This window comes from Ruegeria sp. AP12, assembly GCF_056540025.1.
On record NZ_JBQFVZ010000004.1, the window covers coordinates 325,226 to 341,805 of the forward strand.

Sequence of the window (16,580 nt, forward strand, 5' to 3'; positions counted from 1 at the left end):
CCTCACGCGCAGAGCGCGTGAGGAAGTTTGGAGTGAGTGGTGGGGGAGTGGTTAATTTCCGGCCAGTTCGGCCTGCAGGGCGTCCAGCAATTCCTGACCGCGGGGGCCTACGGTCTCGACATAGGCTGCCGATGTGCCGGTGCTGCGTGCGCGGAAGGCGTCGCGCTCTTCTTCGCTCAGGACGACCAGACCGATATCGGGCTTGGCTTCCTTGATGATGTCCAGACGCTGCTGGTTGAAATCGGTGACAACACCGTCGATGAAGCCGGTCATGTCGGCCATGGTGTCACGCACCAGTTGCTGGCGGTCGGGGGTCAGGGTTTCGAACCAGTCGGACCCGGTAACAACGGTGGTGACCAGTTCCTGTTCGCCAGCCCAGATCAGGTGGCTGGTGACTTCGTAGAACTTCATCTCTTCGATGGTCGGGATCGGGTTGACCTGACCGTCGATGGCACCGAGTTGCAGCGCGCCGAACACTTCGCCAAACGGCAGCGGCGTCGGGCTGGCGCCCATGTTGTTGTAGGTTTCAACCAGAATCGGCGAGACCATCACGCGCATTTTGAAGTTGTCGAAATCCTCGGGGGTGCGGATTTCACGGTTGGTGGTCCAGACCTGCGGACCTTCGGAATACATGGTCAGAACTTCCAGCCCGCGCTTGCGGAAATCGTCATTCAGCGGACCATAGATGGTTTCCGAGCTGCTCAGCACTTCTGAAATCGCTGCCGGGTCGGAGGGCAGCAGATAGGGCAGCAGGAACACCTGGCTTTCCGGCACAACGGTACCCAGGTTGCCGATCGAGACGTTGGTGAACTGGATCACGCCATCAGCGGCCTGTTCCACGGTTTCGGTGGGCGTGCCCAGCGTGCCCATCGGAAAGACAGTGACGGTGACTTCGCCGTCGGTTGCGGCCTCGATGCGCGATTTGAACTCTTGCGCGTAGGCATCCATGATCGAGCCCGGAATTTCCTCGATGGCGAATTTCCAGTCCTCAGCCAAGGCGGTGAATGGGGCAAGGCCAAGCAGGGCGGCGGCTGCGGTCGTGCGCATTTGTCGTAGAGTGAAGGTCATGCGGGGGTCCTCCCTTTTATCCTTTTGGGGGTCTTGTTGGGAAGAAGCACAGCACAGATCATTACACGAAAAAATATCATATTGCTTATGTTCACATAAATGAAAGTTGTGTAAGAAAACGGCACAACCTGCCAGAGCTGACGCCGTTGAAACTGTTCAGAAATACACTGCTGGAAACCTTCGTGACCGTCGTGGAATGCGGCGGCTTCACGGATGCGCAATACGCTTTGGGCATCACCCAATCCGCGATCAGCATCCGAATCCGTGATCTGGAAGAGGCGTTGGGGTACCGGATCTGCGAACGTGGGCGTGGCGGGTTTCGCCTGACCGAGCGGGGTGAGATCGCCTATCGCAAGGCTGGTGAGATCCTGCGCAATATCCGGGATTTCGATGCCGAATTGCTGGAGCTTCGGGATGCCGTCACAGGCGATCTGCGGATCGGCATCGTAGATGCGGTAAATACTCTGACCGATCTGCACCTGACCCGGTCCCTGCAACAATTCCTGGACCGCCCGAATGAGGTCAGGCTGGAAATGGTGGTGGCCTCACCGACCGAACTGACGCAAAGGCTGATTTCGGGCGATGTGCACGTGGCCATTGCGCCGTTCCGAAGCCAGGTACCCGAATTGCGCTATACCAAACTGTGTGATGAGGAGCACCGGCTGTATTGCGGTCGGGGTCATCCGCTGTTCGACTGGCCGGACGAGGATATTGACCTGAGTGTCGCGTCATGTTTCGAGATTTGCCGGCGCTCGTATAGCGCGCTGATGCCGCCCGAACTTCAACCCAGCGATCCCAAGGCCGTTGTGGCAAACATGGAGGCGATGGCGACGCTGATCGAAACCGGAGCCTATCTGGGCCCTTTGCCGGTTCATTACGCCGAGAGCATGGGCCGTAAGAAGAACCTCAAGGCGCTGGCCCCTGACCGGTTGCACTGGACCTCGACCTTTTTTCTGGCGACGCGGGCGTCCAACCTGCAACGGCGCGCAGTTGAGCTGTTTGTCGATTGCGTCATTCAGGGGTGCAACGGGGGGTATCCTGGCGCTGATGAGTTCAGGTCAGGTTGGGAAGGGCACAGCTAAGTCTTGCGCATGTATGGGTAGCCTTCAGGCATCAGGCAAGCTGCCCAGCCGCGCAGCGCACGGCTGGACCGCTTGGCTATTGGGGGTTATCCCAGCCGCTCAAGAATGGCGCTGGTGTCCATGCCGCTGACGGCCCCGTAGATCCGGCCGCGCCCTTCCGGGTTCAGGCGGGTTGCGACATAGGCATCCGACACTGCGGCGGGTGAATGACGCAGCAGCACCGACGCAGTCATCAGCGTGGCAAGGCTTTCGGCAAACCACCGGGCCTCGGCTTCCGCCGGAAGGGCAGGCCAGCGGGCAAAATGCTGATCAAGTGCGGCGTCAAAGGCGGTATTGGCCCCACGCGCCTTGTCCAGATCCGCGCGCAGTGCCTCACCGCTTTCCGGTTCGCGCGTCAGGGCGCGCAACACGTCCAGACAGATCACATTGCCGGACCCTTCCCAAATCGAGTTGAGCGGCGTTTCACGGAACAGCAAGGGCAGGGGCGTGTCGTCGGTGTATCCGACCCCGCCCAGACACTCCATCGCTTCATAGACGATCGTTGGCGCAAGCTTGTTGCCCAGAAACTTGGAAAGCGCGACCGCGATACGGGCATAGGCCATGTCATCTGCCGAGCCGCTGTCAAAGGCGCGTGCGATGTGCAGGGCCAGCGCGGTTGTGCCTTCGAAATCCAGCGTCAGATCGGCCAGAACCGACCGCATCATCGGCTGGTCGATCAACCGGCGCTGAAAGGTCGAGCGTCCTTCGACCCACCATTTCGCCTCGGCCAGTGCGCCGCGCATCAGACCGGCGGGTGCCATGGCGGTGCCAAGACGGGTGTGCTGCACCATCTCGATGATGGTGGGCACGCCGCGCCCCTCATCACCCACGCGATAGGCCAGCGTGTCGTGATATTCGATCTCGGACGAGGCATTGGCCTTGTTGCCCAGCTTCTCTTTCAAGCGCATCACATGCAGCGAATTGCGCTCGCCCTCAAGCCAGCGGGGCACCAGAAAACAGGTCAGCCCGCCGGGGGCCTGCGCCAGCGTCAGGAAGCCGTCGGACATGGGCGCGGAACAGAACCATTTGTGGCCGCGCAGCCGATAGGCGTCACCATCGGGCGTGGCCACGGTGGTATTGGCCCGCACGTCCGAGCCGCCCTGTTTCTCGGTCATCGCCATGCCAAGGGTGGCAGCGCGTTTTTGCTGTACCGGTTTCATGTCCGTGTCATAGGCTCGCGCGGTCAGCTTGGGCCGCCAGATCCGCTCCAACTCGGGCGCGGCCATCAGCGAGGGCGTCGCAGCATAGGTCATCGTCACCGGGCAGCTTGTTCCCGGTTCAACCTGGCTGAGCATATACATGCCCGCCATGTAGTGAGTGTGCCCACCCCTGGCCCCGTCCCAGGCCGCTGCGGCAATGCCCGAGGTAAACGCCAGATCCATGATCTTGTGATAGCCGGGGTGAAACCGCACCTCGTCCAGCCTGCGGCCCGAGCGGTCAAAGCTGATCAGTTTGGGCTCGACCCGGTTGGCCTCACGCCCGGCTTCGCGCATCTCGGCGCTGCCCAGTCGGGCACCCATATCGGCCAGCGCGGCGGTATCGGCCTGACTCAGCCCGATGTGATCGCGCAGGATCGGGTCGGTGGCCCAAAGATCAAAACCATCGCGGGGGACGGGCTGGTTTTGCACCTCATGCGTGGGCAGGTGGCTCATTGATGCGGATGTGGTCATGGCGCTCACGTTAATTTCTGTCATTTCTGACAAACGGTGACACGGAGGCCCCTGCTTTGCATTTGTATCGTCACGTCATCCACGGACGGGCTGGCCGTCTGGACTGCCCGTCAACGGTTTTAGCTTTTGTGTTCTTCCTTCAGCCCTTCGATCTGCAGGTCAAAACCGGCCTGAATATGGGCAGTAAAGGTTTCAAGTGCTTCGGTCGCGTCACCCGAAGCAATGGCATCGACCAGCATCAGATGGTTTCCCAGGGACTTTGAAATATCGACGTTTTCAATGGCCGAAAACAGGTGAAACGCCATCGCCTTGCCCCAGATCATGTCGAACATGTCCAACAGGAACTTGTTGCCCGCCTCGACCATGAAGGCCCGGTGGATACGGCGGTTGGCGATGAAATAGTCGCGGGTGGACGGGTCTGTCAGATCCTCTTCGCGACGAATGAGATCTCGCAGCCGGTTCAGCACGTCCGGTTCGGCGTGAACGGCCAGAATCCGTGCTGCCTGCCCTTCGATTGCGGCCCGCGCCTGATATAATTGCCGGACCTCGTTCTGATCCATCTGGGCGAGACGAAAGCCGCCGCTGGCCGCAACCTCAAGCACGCCTTCGGTTTCCAGCCGCATCAAGGCCTCGCGAACGGGGGTGCGGCTGATGTTCAGCTCGGCGGCCAGTTTTTCCTGCACTAGCCGGTCCTCGGTCGTGATCTCGCGACTCATGATCGCGTCGACCAGTTGATCATAGACCTCATCCGCCAGCCGTCGGCGTTGTGTCTTTATTTGTTTCAGAGCCACTCGCAGCCTCTCTTTCTGTCTTTTGAATTCTGTATTCAAAAATCCAACAGGTGCCAAGGCGAATAGGGTTGCTATTACTCGTGTACTGTATACAGTATACAAACGCGATTGAACAGGGAGCTCTTCATGTGTGGAATAGCTGGCAGGATACTGGCCGCGCCCGGCAAGGTTGGTGCGGATCTGGTTGACCTGATGGATGCGCAGGAACACCGGGGCGCGGACAGCACCGGGTTTGCTGTTTATGGCGTGCCACGGGAAACCGGGTATGTCCTGCGCGGAATGGGGTTTGACAAATCCCGGCAGGATGCGGACCTGACCGCCTTTGAATCCGTTTTGCGTGAACATGGCAGCAGCTTTCTGTCCGACCCCCAGATCGTGACGGATGAAAACCGCCATTACTGTTTTCGGATCGAGATCTCGGACCCGTCGAATCTGCAGGCCTGGGTCGCAGATGCCGATGAACTGACCGACCGGATCGAGGTTCAGTCCTGTGGCCGCAGCCTTGAGATCATCAAGGATATTGGCGGGGCCGAAGCGGTGGCCGACAAGCATGGCGTGCGTGACATGATCGGCACCCATGGGTTGGGCCATGCGCGGCTGGCGACGGAAAGCTCGGTTCTGCCCAATGCCTCGCACCCGTTCTGGGCACGCCCATTCTCGGATGTGGCGATTGTCCATAACGGGCAGATCACCGACTATTTCACCTGGCGCGACAGGTTGACCCGCGCGGGCTATCGGTTCCTGACCGAGAATGACAGCGAGTTGATCGCGGTCTGGGTCAGCGACCAGATGAAAGCGGGCCTGACGATGGAGCAGGCGTTGAAAAAGTCGATCACCTCGATCGACGGGGTCTTTACCTACATGATCGCCACGCCGGACGGGATCGGCTTTGCCAAGGACCGCTTTGCGATGAAGCCGCTGGTCGTCGTCAACCGCAACGGCGACCTGGCCGCCGCGACCGAGGAACAGGCCGTGCGCCGGGTGATGACCGAGGAATGTGACGTGATCAACTATGACGGCCCCTCGCTGACCGGCATCTGGGGCGTCGGCAACCGGACCCTGGCGGCATGAGCGAGGTGGCAGCACAGATGGATGAGATCGTTATCGAGGTTGGCAAGCGCCATATCCGTGAGGTGAACCGGGACATCATGGCCGCCTGTGCCACAGGTCGTCCGATCCGGGTGGTTGATACGCTGTCCCGGCACAATCTGGGCGTGGGCCTGCCGGACAATGTGGACATCACCTTTGAAGGCTCGGTTGGGTATTACTGCGGCGGGCTGAATACCGGGGCCAATATCACCATCGAACGCAATTGCGGCTGGGCCGTGGGGGAAGGCATGGCCAAGGGTCACATCACTGTCGGTGGTTATGCGGGCATGTCCTGCGGGGCCGCGATGATCGGCGGCACGATCCACGTCAAGGGCGATGCCGGGCCGCGTGTTGGTGTTGCCATGAAGGGCGGCAATATCGTGGTTGAGGGCAAGATCGGCTATCAATCGGGCTTTATGGCCCATTCCGGGCGGATCATCGCATTGGGCGGCGCGGGCGAATCCTGCGCTGATGCTTTGTGGGAGGGCGAGGTCTGGGTCGCGGGTGAGGTCGATAGCGTCGGCGTCGATGTCAACGTGATCGAACCGACCGCCGAGGAAGTGGCCGAGGTCGACGCGATCCTCGATCCGCTGGGGCTGGTCGACCGTTCCCGGAACTGGCGCAAGATGGTTTCCGGTCAACGCCTTTGGTATTTTGAAAGCAGGGACGCAAGCGCATGGCTCATGATCTGAGTAAACCCTATGAGTATCCATTCGACGTCGCCCCCGAGGAGGAAATCCGGTTCCGCGACGCAGGCGCAATCGAGGGTCGCCCGGCGGGTGTGCCCTCCTCATACGACGAAGGCGGATCGACGCGCTGGACGCCCGAGGCGATCTCGGAGGTTCACGCTTTGGCGCAGTTGGGCCGGTATCAGGTGCGCGGCTACAACACGTTCAATAAGCGGATGCCGACCTTTGACGACCTGACATTTGTCCCCGCAACCATGACCCGCCTGCCGCTGGAAGGCTATCGTGAGAGTTGCGATACGACGACCGTTCTGGGCGGTGGGCGCGGGTTGGTCGAACGTCCGCTGGAGTTGAAAATCCCGATCTACATCGCCTCCATGTCTTTCGGCGCATTGTCGGCCTCGGCCAAGGCGTCGCTGGGCTATGGGGCGTCAAAAGTGGGCACCATGACCTGCACCGGCGAAGGCGGCATGTTGGAGGAAGAGCGCGAAGCCTCGCAGCGCCTGCTCTATCAGATGTCGCCCGCCCGGTATGGGGTGGATCTGGACCATCTGCGCCGCGCCGATGCGTTGGAGATCGTGGTGGGGCAGGGGGCCAAGCCGGGGACCGGCGGCCTGTTGCTGGGTATGAAGGTCAGCCCGCGTGTCAGCCAGATGCGGACGCTGCCCGAAGGGGTTGATCAACGCTCGACCATCCGGCATCCGGATTTCCTTGGGGCCGACGATCTTGCGGTGAAGATCGAGGAATTGCGGATCGCCACCAATTATCAGGTGCCGATCTTCATCAAGATGGGCGCAACCCGTCCCCGGTTCGACGTGGCAGTTGCCGCCAAAGCGGGCGCGGATGTGGTTGTGGTGGACGGGGCCGAGGGTGGCACCGGGGCCTCGCCCGAACTGCTGCTGAACCACACCGGCATTCCCACCATGAGCGCCATCCGCGCCGCGCGCGAGGCGTTGGACGACTGCGGCATGACCGGCAAAGTGTCCCTTGTGGCCGCCGGGGGTATCCGGTCGGGCGTGGACGCGGCCAAATGTCTGGCCTTGGGCGCGGATGCGGTGATGATCGGCAACGCGGCGATGGTGGCCCTTGGGTGCAACAGCCCGCGCTATCTTGAGGATTACACCGCTTTGGGCACCTCTCCGGGCGCTTGTCACCACTGCCACACGGGCCGCTGCCCGGTGGGTGTGGCAACGCAGGACCCGGACCTTGAGGCGCGCATGAACCCCCATGCCGGGGCCGAGCGCATCGCCCGCTATCTGACCGCGATGACGATGGAGATCACCGCACTGGCCAAGGCCTGCGGCAAATCCTCGGTCCATAATCTGGAGGTCGAAGACCTGCGCGCGCTCAGCTTTGAGGCGTCGGCCTTTACCGGCGTCAAGATGGCCGGGATCGACCGCGCGTTTGATTGGTGAGGATTGCACTTCTTGAACTGACCGGCCATCCGCTGCCGCTGTTGCAGGGTCTGCCGCGCACCGCGCAGCAGATCCGCGACTGGCTTGCGCCACATCTGCCCGAGGCACGGTTTACCGCAACCAACGTGGTGGACGGCGCGCCACTGCCCGCGCTTGAGGATTTCGATGGCGTCATCGTCGGAGGTTCGGAGTTTGGGGTCTATGACGACACCGATTGGATGCAGCCCTTGCGGGCGTTTCTGGTGGAGTGCAAAGCCGGGCAACAGCCGGTCTTTGGCATCTGTTTCGGCCATCAGATCATGGCTGATGTCTATGGCGGCAAAGCCGAGAAGGCGGCGGTTGGCAATATCGTCGGCGCACGGCGCTTTGAATATGGCGGCGATCATGTGGACGCCTATGTCTGGCATCAGGACCAAGTGACGAAGGTGCCGCCTTCCGCGCGGGTGACCGGGTCGGCCAGCCACTGCCAGGTTGGGGCGCTGGATTATGATTTCCCGGCGCGGTCGGTGCAGTTTCATCCCGAATACCAGGCCGTCCACCTGCGCGACCTGTTCCAGCGCGGGCGCGATGTGTTTCTGACCGGGGATGAGGCCGATGCCGGTCTGGCCGACCTGCAAACCAGCGACGTGCCCACGGATCTGGCGGTGTCTCAGGCCGTTGATCTGTTTCGCGGAACCTACAGGCCCGACCAACCCGGGGGTTAACGCCCGCTGGGGCTTTCCTTGGGGCTCAGCTTTCTGCGACCTGTGATCTTGAACCGGTCTGCGGTGCCGAAATCCTTTAATCCGACGCCTGCCACAAACTCTCCGAACACCGGGGCATGTTTGAACAGATGTCCCGAGCACCCACCGGCGAACAGCACGTTGTCATGCTCGGGGTGCCAGTCGACGATGAAATGGGTGTCGGGCGTCAGGATGATCTGGTTGAACTTGGAATCCACCACCCGTTGCCCGTCCAGCCCCGGCAGGCGGTGACGGATATAGCTGCGGGTGCGGCCCAGCGTTTCCCGGCGGATCAGCCGTTCGTCATTGTCCAGATCGATCTTGTCCGGGATCACCACCGCCGCCTTGACCCCCGAACCTTCGGAGGACGGCAGCCCGAACGAGCCCTGCCCGTGATCGATCCAGCAGGGCATCCGGCTCATGTCGAAATCCTCGGACCCGTCGGGGGTCGAGGTATACAGGACATTGACCCCAACCACGGTCGAGATCGGCTTGATCGTTTTGGGGAACATATCCGCCATCCAGGGGCCGGTGGCGATGACGATCAGATCAGCCTCAAGCGGTTTGCCATCCAGCATCGGACGCTCGGACCCGTCGGTGGTGACGCGGCCCCGTTGCACGGTGCCGCCCGCGCGGCGGAACAGGTCCAGCCCGGTCAGCACACAGCGATGGGCCATCAGCATCCCGGCCTCGGGCTCGAACAGGGCATAGTCGATATCGGGCACCCGGAATTGCGGAAACCGGGCCTCGATGTCCTGCCGGGCATACTTGTAATAAGGCACGCCAACCCGGTCGAAGGTCTCGGCGGTGGCGTCTTCCCAGTCGCAATGCCCGCCGGTCGCCAGAATCAGCGCGCCGCATTCATACATCAGGTTCTGCCCGCTTTCGGCCTGTAGCTCGAGCCACCGCAGGCGGCTTTCGCGCGCCCACCGCGTATAGAACTCGTCCCGCCCGGAAATGGCGCGGATCACCCGGTTGTAATCCGTTGAAGATGCACGGGAATGTCCCGGCTCCCATCGGTCGATCAGCGTCGCGGCCTCGCCGCGCCGTTGCAGGGTCAGCGCCGTCATGACCCCGGCAATACCACCCCCGACAACGATGACAGAGCTTTTGGACATGGCGCAGATTTTCCTTGTTTCCGGGCTGGCTTTGTGAATACTGTATACAGAATACAGCAATTATAAAGCCAAAAACAGGGAGCGCGCGCAAATGAGTTCGGGGTTTGAACTGCCCGAGGGCATACATACCGTCATTCTGGGTGTGGGTGATCTGAACGGCATCATGCGCGGCAAGCGCATTCCGGCCAGCCATTGGGATCACGTCTGTCAAAGCGGCAATGCGCTGTCGATTGCCCTGCTGGCCATCGACATGACCTGCGATGTCTGGGACACGCCTTATGTCAATTTCGACAATGGCTATCCGGACATGCATGTATTTCCGCTGACGCAGCCCGTGCCGGTACCGTGGGAACCCGGCGTGGCGGTCTGTTTTGGCCGCGCCGAGGGTATGGATCACAAGCCGGTGCCGATCGATCCCCGTCAGGCTCTGGTCCGTCAGGTCGACCGCGCGCGCGACATGGGGTTCGAGGTCAATGTGGGTACCGAGCTGGAGTTCTACCTGCTGGACCCTGAAACCGGCCAGCCGCGCGACAGTGGCATTCAGGTCTATGGTCTGGGGCGCGCGGCGCGGATGGAGCATATCGTGGGCCCGATCCGCCAGCAGATCAACGAATGCGGCATTCCCATCGAACAGTCGAACCCGGAATACGCAGCCGGTCAGATCGAGGTGAACATCCGCTATGGCGAAGCGCTGGCGGCGGCGGATCGCGTGGTTCTGTTCAAATCCCTGATCCGCCAGTTGGGCATTGCCCATGGCTATCTGGCGACCTTCATGCCCAAGCCGTTCTTTGACCAGTCCGGCAACGGGTTCCACACGCATTATTCACTGTGGAAGGATGGCGTGAACGTCTTTGCCGACAATGGAAAGATCAACGACACCGGAAAATCCTTCATCGCCGGTCTGCAACAGCGCATGTGCGAGATGTCGATTTGCGGCGGCGGGACGGTCAACGGCTATCGCCGTCGGCAGCCCTATACGTTCTGCCCGATCAACACCAGCTGGGGCTATGACAACCGCACCGTGGGCATTCGCGTGATCGAGGGGTCCGACAGTGCCGTGCGCGTCGAGAAGCGCGATGCGGGGGCGGATGCGAACCCCTATCTGCTGCTCGCCGCCGAGATTGCCGCGGGGCTGGACGGGATCGAACAGGGGCTGACGCCCACCGATCCCACACCCGGAAACGCCTATGAAGAGGGTATCGGCGATCCGATCCCGACCGATCTGCCAACGGCCATCGCGCTGGCGCAGGGATCGGACTGGCTGCGCGATGTGCTGGGCGAGATGCAATGGCAACTGGTGGTGCAACAGGCCGAGCGCGAGATGGATTTCTTCAACCAGCAGGTCACGCAGGTCGAACTGGACCGCTATCTGAGGACGCTCTGATGCATCTGGGCAAGGTCGCAGGAACCGTCACGGCAACCGCCAAGGACGCCAAGCTGGTGGGGTCGAAACTGCTGCTGACCGATCTGGTCGACGGCAAGGGCAAGCTGATCGATCCGGCGCGCGTGGCGGTCGACACCTGCGGCGCGGGGGTCGGCGACACGGTACTGCTTGTCACCGGATCGGCGGCGCGCATGGCTGCGGGACTGTCCACGACCCCTGTCGATCTGGCCATCGTCGCAGTGGTGGATCGCGTTTCGATCACCTGAGTCACAACACGCGGAACTTTTATCTTCGGAGGAACAGAAAATGGCGAAACCAGTGGCAGGGCAGATGGCCCTTGGCATGATCGAGACCCGGGGTCTGGTCGGTGCAATCGAAGCGGCAGATGCGATGGTCAAAGCGGCCAGCGTTGCAATTGTGGGCCAAACCAAGGCCGGTGGCGGGCTCGTCACAACGCTTGTGCGCGGCGAGGTCGGCGCAGTTAAAGCGGCCACCGACGCAGGTGCGACAGCGGCCAACAAGGTCGGCGAAGTGGTCTCGGTCCACGTCATCGCGCGCCCTCATGACGAGCTTGAGGGGATCATCGACAGCCTCGGTTCCGGATCGACGGCCTGATCCCGTCTGAGGAGGTCTCATGTCAGCCGGATTCGAGGATTTCACCCGCGCCGTGACACGCGGCGCCACGCGGGACGCGCCCGAGCCGCCCCGGCTCGACCGTATTTGCGTTCTGGGCGGCGGGCCGGACGCCCGCCTGCTGGCAGCGCTGTGTCTGGCTGAAGGGGCGGATGTCACCCTGTTTTCGGCCTATGGGGCCGAATTGGCGCTGCTGGCCCAATCCTCGGGCATCGGCATTCAGGGCGATGGGCCGGTGGGCACCTATCAGGTGGACCGCGACGGTCCATCGGTGCGCACCACCGCGGAACTTGATGCGGCGGTGCGCGACGCTCAGGCGATTTTCCTGACCGGTCCGATCCACAAACAACGGACCTATGCCATGGTGCTGGCCGATCACCTGAGCGACGGGCAGATACTGGTTCTGGCCCCGGGCCGGTCGCTGGGTGCGGTTGAAACCGCATGGCTGCTGCGGATCGGCGGATGCACCGCCGATGTCACGCTGGTCGAGGTTCAGGGCCTGCCTTACTGGTACCGGGCCGAGGGCTCGGGCCTGACACTCTCGCAAGCGGCACCGATGGCTGCGGCGACCTTGCCGCGTGGGTGGGATCAGGTTCTGGACGCGCTGTCGCGCTACCTGCCGAACCTGCACCCGGTTGAGTCCGTTCTCGCATCGGGGTTCAGCGACCTATCCGCCGCCGTTGAGATCCCGGCGCTGATCCTTGGCGGTGCGGCGATGGGCACCGGCGGTCCCGCTGTGCCGATGGGGGGTGTTCCGCTTGCGGAGAACCAGACCTTTGCCGCGTTGATCGGGGCCGACCAGATGGCGGTGATCCACGGGCTCGCCGACGAGAGGCGGCGCATTGCCGCCGTCTTTGGTGTACGCAACCTGCCGCAGACCGAAGACTGGGTCTCGACCTTTGCCGGGGCCGAGCGGGGCGCCGGTGCGCGTCCGATCCCGGATCAGCAGGCCGCGCGCGGTTTGATGCGCGACGGGGTGCTGGGCTCGCTGGTGCCGCTTGTGTCAGCCGGGGAACTGGCAGGTATTCCGACGCCGCTGACCAGCAGCCTGATCGCCATGTCCGACCGGATTTTGGGCGCGGACGTGGCCGCCGCCGGTCGTCGGCTGGAAACGATCGGGGTATCTGCAGGCGACGTCGATCAGGCCCGCCGTATCTTTGACACCATAGCCACCGGAGGCGTGTGATGGACGCTGACCTGAACTCCATCGCCGCTGCCCGCCGCGCTGCTGAAACCGCGTTCGAGGCCTACCGCGCCTTTCTGGACACCGACCCGGCGCAGGTGGATGCCATCGTCGACGCCATGGCCCGCGCCATCGAGCCCGAGGCTGAACGGCTGGGGCAACTGGCGGTCGAGGAAACCGGGTATGGCAATGTGCCCGACAAGCGGGTCAAGAACTTGTTCAACGCCTTGTCGGTTGCGGATTATCTGCGGGACGTGACCGCCCTTGGCCTGCTCTGGCGGGATGATGCCACCAAGGTCGCCGCCTTTGGTGAACCGATGGGCGTGGTGGCCGCGCTGATCCCGGTTACGAACCCGACCTCGACCATCATCTACAAGGTGCTGTCGGCGGTGAAGGCGGGCAATGCCATCGTCTGCGCCCCGCATCCGCGCGGCGTCAGTTGCGGGATCGAAACCGTGCGCATCATGGCCCGCGTGGCCGAGCAGATGGGTGCGCCCAAGGGGCTGATCCAGTGCCTTGATGCGGTGACCATTCAGGGCACAGCCGAGTTGATGAAACACCGCCGCACCTCGGTCGTGATGGCCACGGGCGGCCCTGCGATGGTCAAGGCCGCCTATTCCAGCGGCAAGCCGACGCTGGCAGTTGGGGCAGGCAATGTGCCCTGCTATGTGCACAAGTCCAAGGCGCGCGATCTGGCCGAAGTGGCCGAGATGATCGTGACCTCGAAAAGTTTCGATTACGGCACCGCCTGTGTCAGCGAACAGGCGGTGGTCGCCGACCCCGAAATCGCCCGCGATCTGCGGCATGAACTGAAACTCAAAGGGGCCTATTTCTGCACCCCGGCCGAGGCCGAGCGGCTGGCGAAAGTGATCTTCAAAGGCGCGCAGATGATGGACCCGGAACGGGTGGGGCAAAGCCCGCAGGCGCTGGCTGATGCCGCCGGATTTTCGATCCCGCCGCGTACCCGCTGTCTGGTGTCGGAAGAGGTCGAAGTGGGCTGGCAACGCCCGCTTTCGGCGGAAAAGCTGAACCCGGTGCTGGCGTTTTATGAGGCGAAATCCACCGATCACGGTATCGAGCTGGCGCAATCCATCGCCAAATTCGAAGGCTGGGGCCATTCCTCGGTCATCCACTCCGATGACCCCGAGGTGGTGGCCCGGTTCGCAACGGTCCCAACGGGCCGGGTACTGGTGAACACGCCGGGGATCATGGGGGGCATGGGCTATTCCACTGATTTGGAACCGTCCTTCATGCTGGGCACCGGCACGTGGTCAGGCTCGATCACCTCGGACAACGTGACGGCCCTGCATCTGATCAACATCAAGCGGGTCGCCTATGAAAGCAGACCCTGGCGCGACATTTACGAGGAGTATGGCGCATGAGCGAGATCACCATCCGGGCGCTGATGCAGATCGACAACCTGCAACCCAAATTCGCCGCTTATAACGGCGCGACGGTGCAGGGCTCGGTGCCCTTGTCCGGCGACACCGTGCTGATCGGAGAATTTGCACCGGGTAATGGGGTCTTCTCGCTGATCGACCGAGCGCTCAAGGCGTCTTCGGTCGAGGCGACGACGCAGATGGTGGAACGCGAGTTCGGGTTTTTCATCCTGCGTTCGCCGTCGAACGCCGAAGTTTCCGCCGCGCGCGATGCGATGCTGGCGGAACTGGGCGCGTCGATGTCGGACCGGCTGAAGCCCGCAATCAGTTCGACGCAGATCATCACCAGCGTCGAACCCTATCAGGCGCAATTGCTGAACAAATGGCGCAAGGGCGCGTTGATCGTGCCGGGGCAGACGCTGGGCATCGTGGAATGCGCGCCCGCCGCCTATATCTCGATTGCCGCGAACGAGGCCGAAAAAGCTGCCGAGATCGACATTGTCGAGGTGCGTGCGGTGGGGCGGTTTGGGCGTCTGTTCATCTCGGGCTCGGAAAACTCGGTCAAAACCGCTGTCGAGGCCGCCACCCGCGCCATTGAGGCCGTGGACGGGCAGGCTGGCTAATGGCCACCCCGCGCGTCATAGGTTCGGACGCGGTCGAAGACGCCCGCCGCCGCGGCAGGATCGTGTTCGAGGTACTGCCCGGTGACATCGTGACCGCATTGGCCCGCGAAACGGCGGAACGCGTAGGGATCACGCTGGTGGATGGGCCGCTGGAACGCCCGCAACCGCCACGCACCGATGGTGCGGTATCGATGCGCCGGGTGCTTTACCGCCGCTCGCCTAAATGGGTCGCCCCGTCGCGCGCGCCGCGCAAGGCGCGCAGGCTGGGCAAGCTTGCGTTGGTGGGGGCCGGGGGCGTTGGCGGCAATATCGCGCATCTGGCGGCGATGGCGGATCTCGCGGATGAGATTGCGCTGATCGACATTGCTCCGGGATTGGCGGCCTCGACCGCGCTGGACCTTAACCACACATCCGGCATCACCGGTGCCCGCGCCCGTTGTGTCGGAGGTGAAACGCTGGATCTGGTGGCCGGGGCCGAGGTGGTCGTCGTCACCGCAGGCCGCGCCCGCCGTCCGGGCATGAGCCGCGCCGATCTGATCGACGTGAACGCCCGCGTGATCCGTCAGGCGGCTGAGGCGATCCGGTCCGCCGCCCCCAATGCCATCGTGATCGTAGTGACCAACCCGCTGGACGAAATGACGGTCGAGATGCTGCGCGCCACGGGCTTCCCGCGCGAACGGGTTCTGGGCATGGCAGGCACGCTGGACAGCAGTCGGTTCCGCAATGCGCTGGCTGTGGCCGCCGGCGTGACACCCGCCGATGTCGAGGCGTTCACGCTTGGCAGTCATGGTGACGAGATGGCCCCGATCCCCAGCCGCGCCCGCATCAAGGGCCGTCCGCTGGACGTGTTCCTGTCACCCGAACAGATCGATGCCTGCGTGCAGGATGCGATCACCGGGGGCGGGCAGGTTGTGGCGCTCAAGAAATCGGGGTCCGCGACGATTGCCCCGGCCCATGCCTCGATCGAATTGATTGACCACATCCGGGGTGCGCGGACCGGGCCGGTTCCGGTCTCGGTCATGCTGCAAGGCGAATATGGCATTGATGGCGTGGTGCTGGGGGTGCCCGCCCATCTTGGCGCGGGCGGGTTGGTCGAGGTCGAGGAACTGCGCCTGACGCCCTCGGAACAGGCGGCGCTGCAAACGGCAGCGGATGCCATCCGGCTGAGGCTGGGCCTGTGACGGTGCGCATCTGGAAATCCGGCGGACGGTTTGAAGAGGTCGCCTCGTATTCCCGCGCCAAACGCATAGGCCCGTTTGTCTGGGTCGCGGGCACGACGGCAATCGAACCCACGGGCCGCATCCATGCGCCCGGCGATATGGGCGCGCAAACGCGCTATATCCTCTCTCGCACCGAAGACGCGCTAAAGCAGATGGGGGCCGAGCTGCGCCATGTGGGCCGGGTGCGGGCCTATCTGACCGATTTGTCAAAGGCAGGTGAGTTCGCCCGCGTGCATGGCGAGGTGTTCAAGGGTATCGACCCGGTTCTGACCGCCGTTCAGGCGGGTCTGACGCAACCCGGTCTGATGGTGGAGATCGACGTGGACGCGGTGATTCACGATGAAACCGGCCAGATCAGTTTCTGAACGGCCATCCGACGCGCCGCAAAAAAGGGCGCCCATTGGCGCCCTTTGCATTTTGATTACGACCCGTTTGATCAGTCGATCATAGGCAGCAGCTTGTCGAGCGACTGTTTGGC

17 protein-coding genes are annotated in these 16,580 nt (G+C 62.8%); 13 read left to right on the plus strand and 4 right to left on the minus strand.

Annotated elements, in window-relative coordinates; all coding sequences use genetic code 11:
* Positions 1–51: 51 nt before the first annotated feature.
* Entirely contained in the window at positions 52–1,068 is a 1,017-nt protein-coding gene (locus ACR0E6_RS14145; protein WP_480584459.1) for a TRAP transporter substrate-binding protein, read from the minus strand.
* Between the two features lie 146 nt (positions 1,069–1,214).
* Between ACR0E6_RS14145 and ACR0E6_RS14150 the strand changes: the two genes are divergently transcribed.
* Positions 1,215–2,150 carry a LysR family transcriptional regulator gene (locus ACR0E6_RS14150; protein ID WP_480584462.1) on the plus strand — a complete coding sequence of 312 codons (936 nt, stop codon included), beginning with the start codon at positions 1,215–1,217 and terminating at the stop codon, positions 2,148–2,150.
* 86 nt (positions 2,151–2,236) lie between these two features.
* Here ACR0E6_RS14150 and ACR0E6_RS14155 read toward each other — a convergent pair whose 3' ends face one another.
* The gene (locus ACR0E6_RS14155) at positions 2,237–3,859 is read right to left on the minus strand and encodes an acyl-CoA dehydrogenase family protein (protein ID WP_170630850.1); all 1,623 of its coding nucleotides are present in this window, start codon (positions 3,857–3,859) and stop codon (positions 2,237–2,239) included.
* A 119-nt stretch (positions 3,860–3,978) separates the two neighbouring features.
* Positions 3,979–4,650, minus strand: a complete 672-nt coding sequence (locus tag ACR0E6_RS14160) for a GntR family transcriptional regulator (protein ID WP_480584464.1) — start codon at positions 4,648–4,650, stop codon at positions 3,979–3,981.
* Positions 4,651–4,776: 126 nt separating this feature from the next.
* On the opposite strand from ACR0E6_RS14160, the gene ACR0E6_RS14165 reads away from it, so the two are divergent.
* The 4 genes from ACR0E6_RS14165 to ACR0E6_RS14180 are packed head-to-tail and all read left to right on the plus strand — an operon-like array spanning position 4,777 to position 8,544.
* The gene (locus ACR0E6_RS14165) at positions 4,777–5,721 is read left to right on the plus strand and encodes a class II glutamine amidotransferase domain-containing protein (RefSeq protein ID WP_480584466.1); all 945 of its coding nucleotides are present in this window, start codon (positions 4,777–4,779) and stop codon (positions 5,719–5,721) included.
* Entirely contained in the window at positions 5,718–6,431 is a 714-nt protein-coding gene (locus ACR0E6_RS14170; protein ID WP_480584468.1) for a GltB/FmdC/FwdC-like GXGXG domain-containing protein, read from the plus strand. The genes ACR0E6_RS14165 and ACR0E6_RS14170 overlap by 4 nt, the downstream gene beginning before the upstream one ends.
* A complete protein-coding gene (locus ACR0E6_RS14175; protein WP_480584470.1) occupies positions 6,416–7,840 on the plus strand; it encodes an FMN-binding glutamate synthase family protein in 1,425 nt (474 codons plus the stop codon). The genes ACR0E6_RS14170 and ACR0E6_RS14175 overlap by 16 nt, the downstream gene beginning before the upstream one ends.
* Positions 7,837–8,544 carry a type 1 glutamine amidotransferase gene (locus tag ACR0E6_RS14180; protein WP_480584472.1) on the plus strand — a complete coding sequence of 236 codons (708 nt, stop codon included), beginning with the start codon at positions 7,837–7,839 and terminating at the stop codon, positions 8,542–8,544. The genes ACR0E6_RS14175 and ACR0E6_RS14180 overlap by 4 nt, the downstream gene beginning before the upstream one ends.
* On the opposite strand, the gene ACR0E6_RS14185 is transcribed toward ACR0E6_RS14180, so the two are convergent.
* Entirely contained in the window at positions 8,541–9,680 is a 1,140-nt protein-coding gene (locus ACR0E6_RS14185) for an FAD-dependent oxidoreductase (RefSeq protein ID WP_480584474.1), read from the minus strand. The genes ACR0E6_RS14180 and ACR0E6_RS14185 overlap by 4 nt on opposite strands.
* Before the next feature lie 91 nt (positions 9,681–9,771).
* Between ACR0E6_RS14185 and ACR0E6_RS14190 the strand changes: the two genes are divergently transcribed.
* From ACR0E6_RS14190 to ACR0E6_RS14225, 8 genes are read left to right on the plus strand one after another with little or no spacing between them, the layout of a single operon-like run.
* A complete protein-coding gene (locus tag ACR0E6_RS14190; RefSeq protein WP_480584476.1) occupies positions 9,772–11,064 on the plus strand; it encodes a glutamine synthetase family protein in 1,293 nt (430 codons plus the stop codon).
* Entirely contained in the window at positions 11,064–11,330 is a 267-nt protein-coding gene (locus ACR0E6_RS14195) for a EutN/CcmL family microcompartment protein (RefSeq protein ID WP_480584478.1), read from the plus strand. The genes ACR0E6_RS14190 and ACR0E6_RS14195 overlap by 1 nt, the downstream gene beginning before the upstream one ends.
* 40 nt (positions 11,331–11,370) lie before the next feature.
* A complete protein-coding gene (locus ACR0E6_RS14200) occupies positions 11,371–11,679 on the plus strand; it encodes a BMC domain-containing protein (RefSeq protein ID WP_170630867.1) in 309 nt (102 codons plus the stop codon).
* Between the two features lie 19 nt (positions 11,680–11,698).
* A complete protein-coding gene (locus ACR0E6_RS14205) occupies positions 11,699–12,883 on the plus strand; it encodes a hypothetical protein (protein ID WP_480584480.1) in 1,185 nt (394 codons plus the stop codon).
* A complete protein-coding gene (locus tag ACR0E6_RS14210) occupies positions 12,883–14,262 on the plus strand; it encodes an aldehyde dehydrogenase family protein (protein WP_480584482.1) in 1,380 nt (459 codons plus the stop codon). Before ACR0E6_RS14205 ends, ACR0E6_RS14210 begins: the two co-directional genes overlap by 1 nt.
* Positions 14,259–14,882, plus strand: coding sequence for a BMC domain-containing protein (locus ACR0E6_RS14215; protein ID WP_170611731.1), 624 nt, complete (start codon positions 14,259–14,261; stop codon positions 14,880–14,882). The genes ACR0E6_RS14210 and ACR0E6_RS14215 overlap by 4 nt, the downstream gene beginning before the upstream one ends.
* Positions 14,882–16,063, plus strand: a complete 1,182-nt coding sequence (locus ACR0E6_RS14220) for a malate dehydrogenase (protein WP_480584484.1) — start codon at positions 14,882–14,884, stop codon at positions 16,061–16,063. The genes ACR0E6_RS14215 and ACR0E6_RS14220 overlap by 1 nt, the downstream gene beginning before the upstream one ends.
* Entirely contained in the window at positions 16,060–16,467 is a 408-nt protein-coding gene (locus ACR0E6_RS14225) for a Rid family hydrolase (protein ID WP_480584486.1), read from the plus strand. The genes ACR0E6_RS14220 and ACR0E6_RS14225 overlap by 4 nt, the downstream gene beginning before the upstream one ends.
* Positions 16,468–16,580 lie beyond the last annotated feature (113 nt).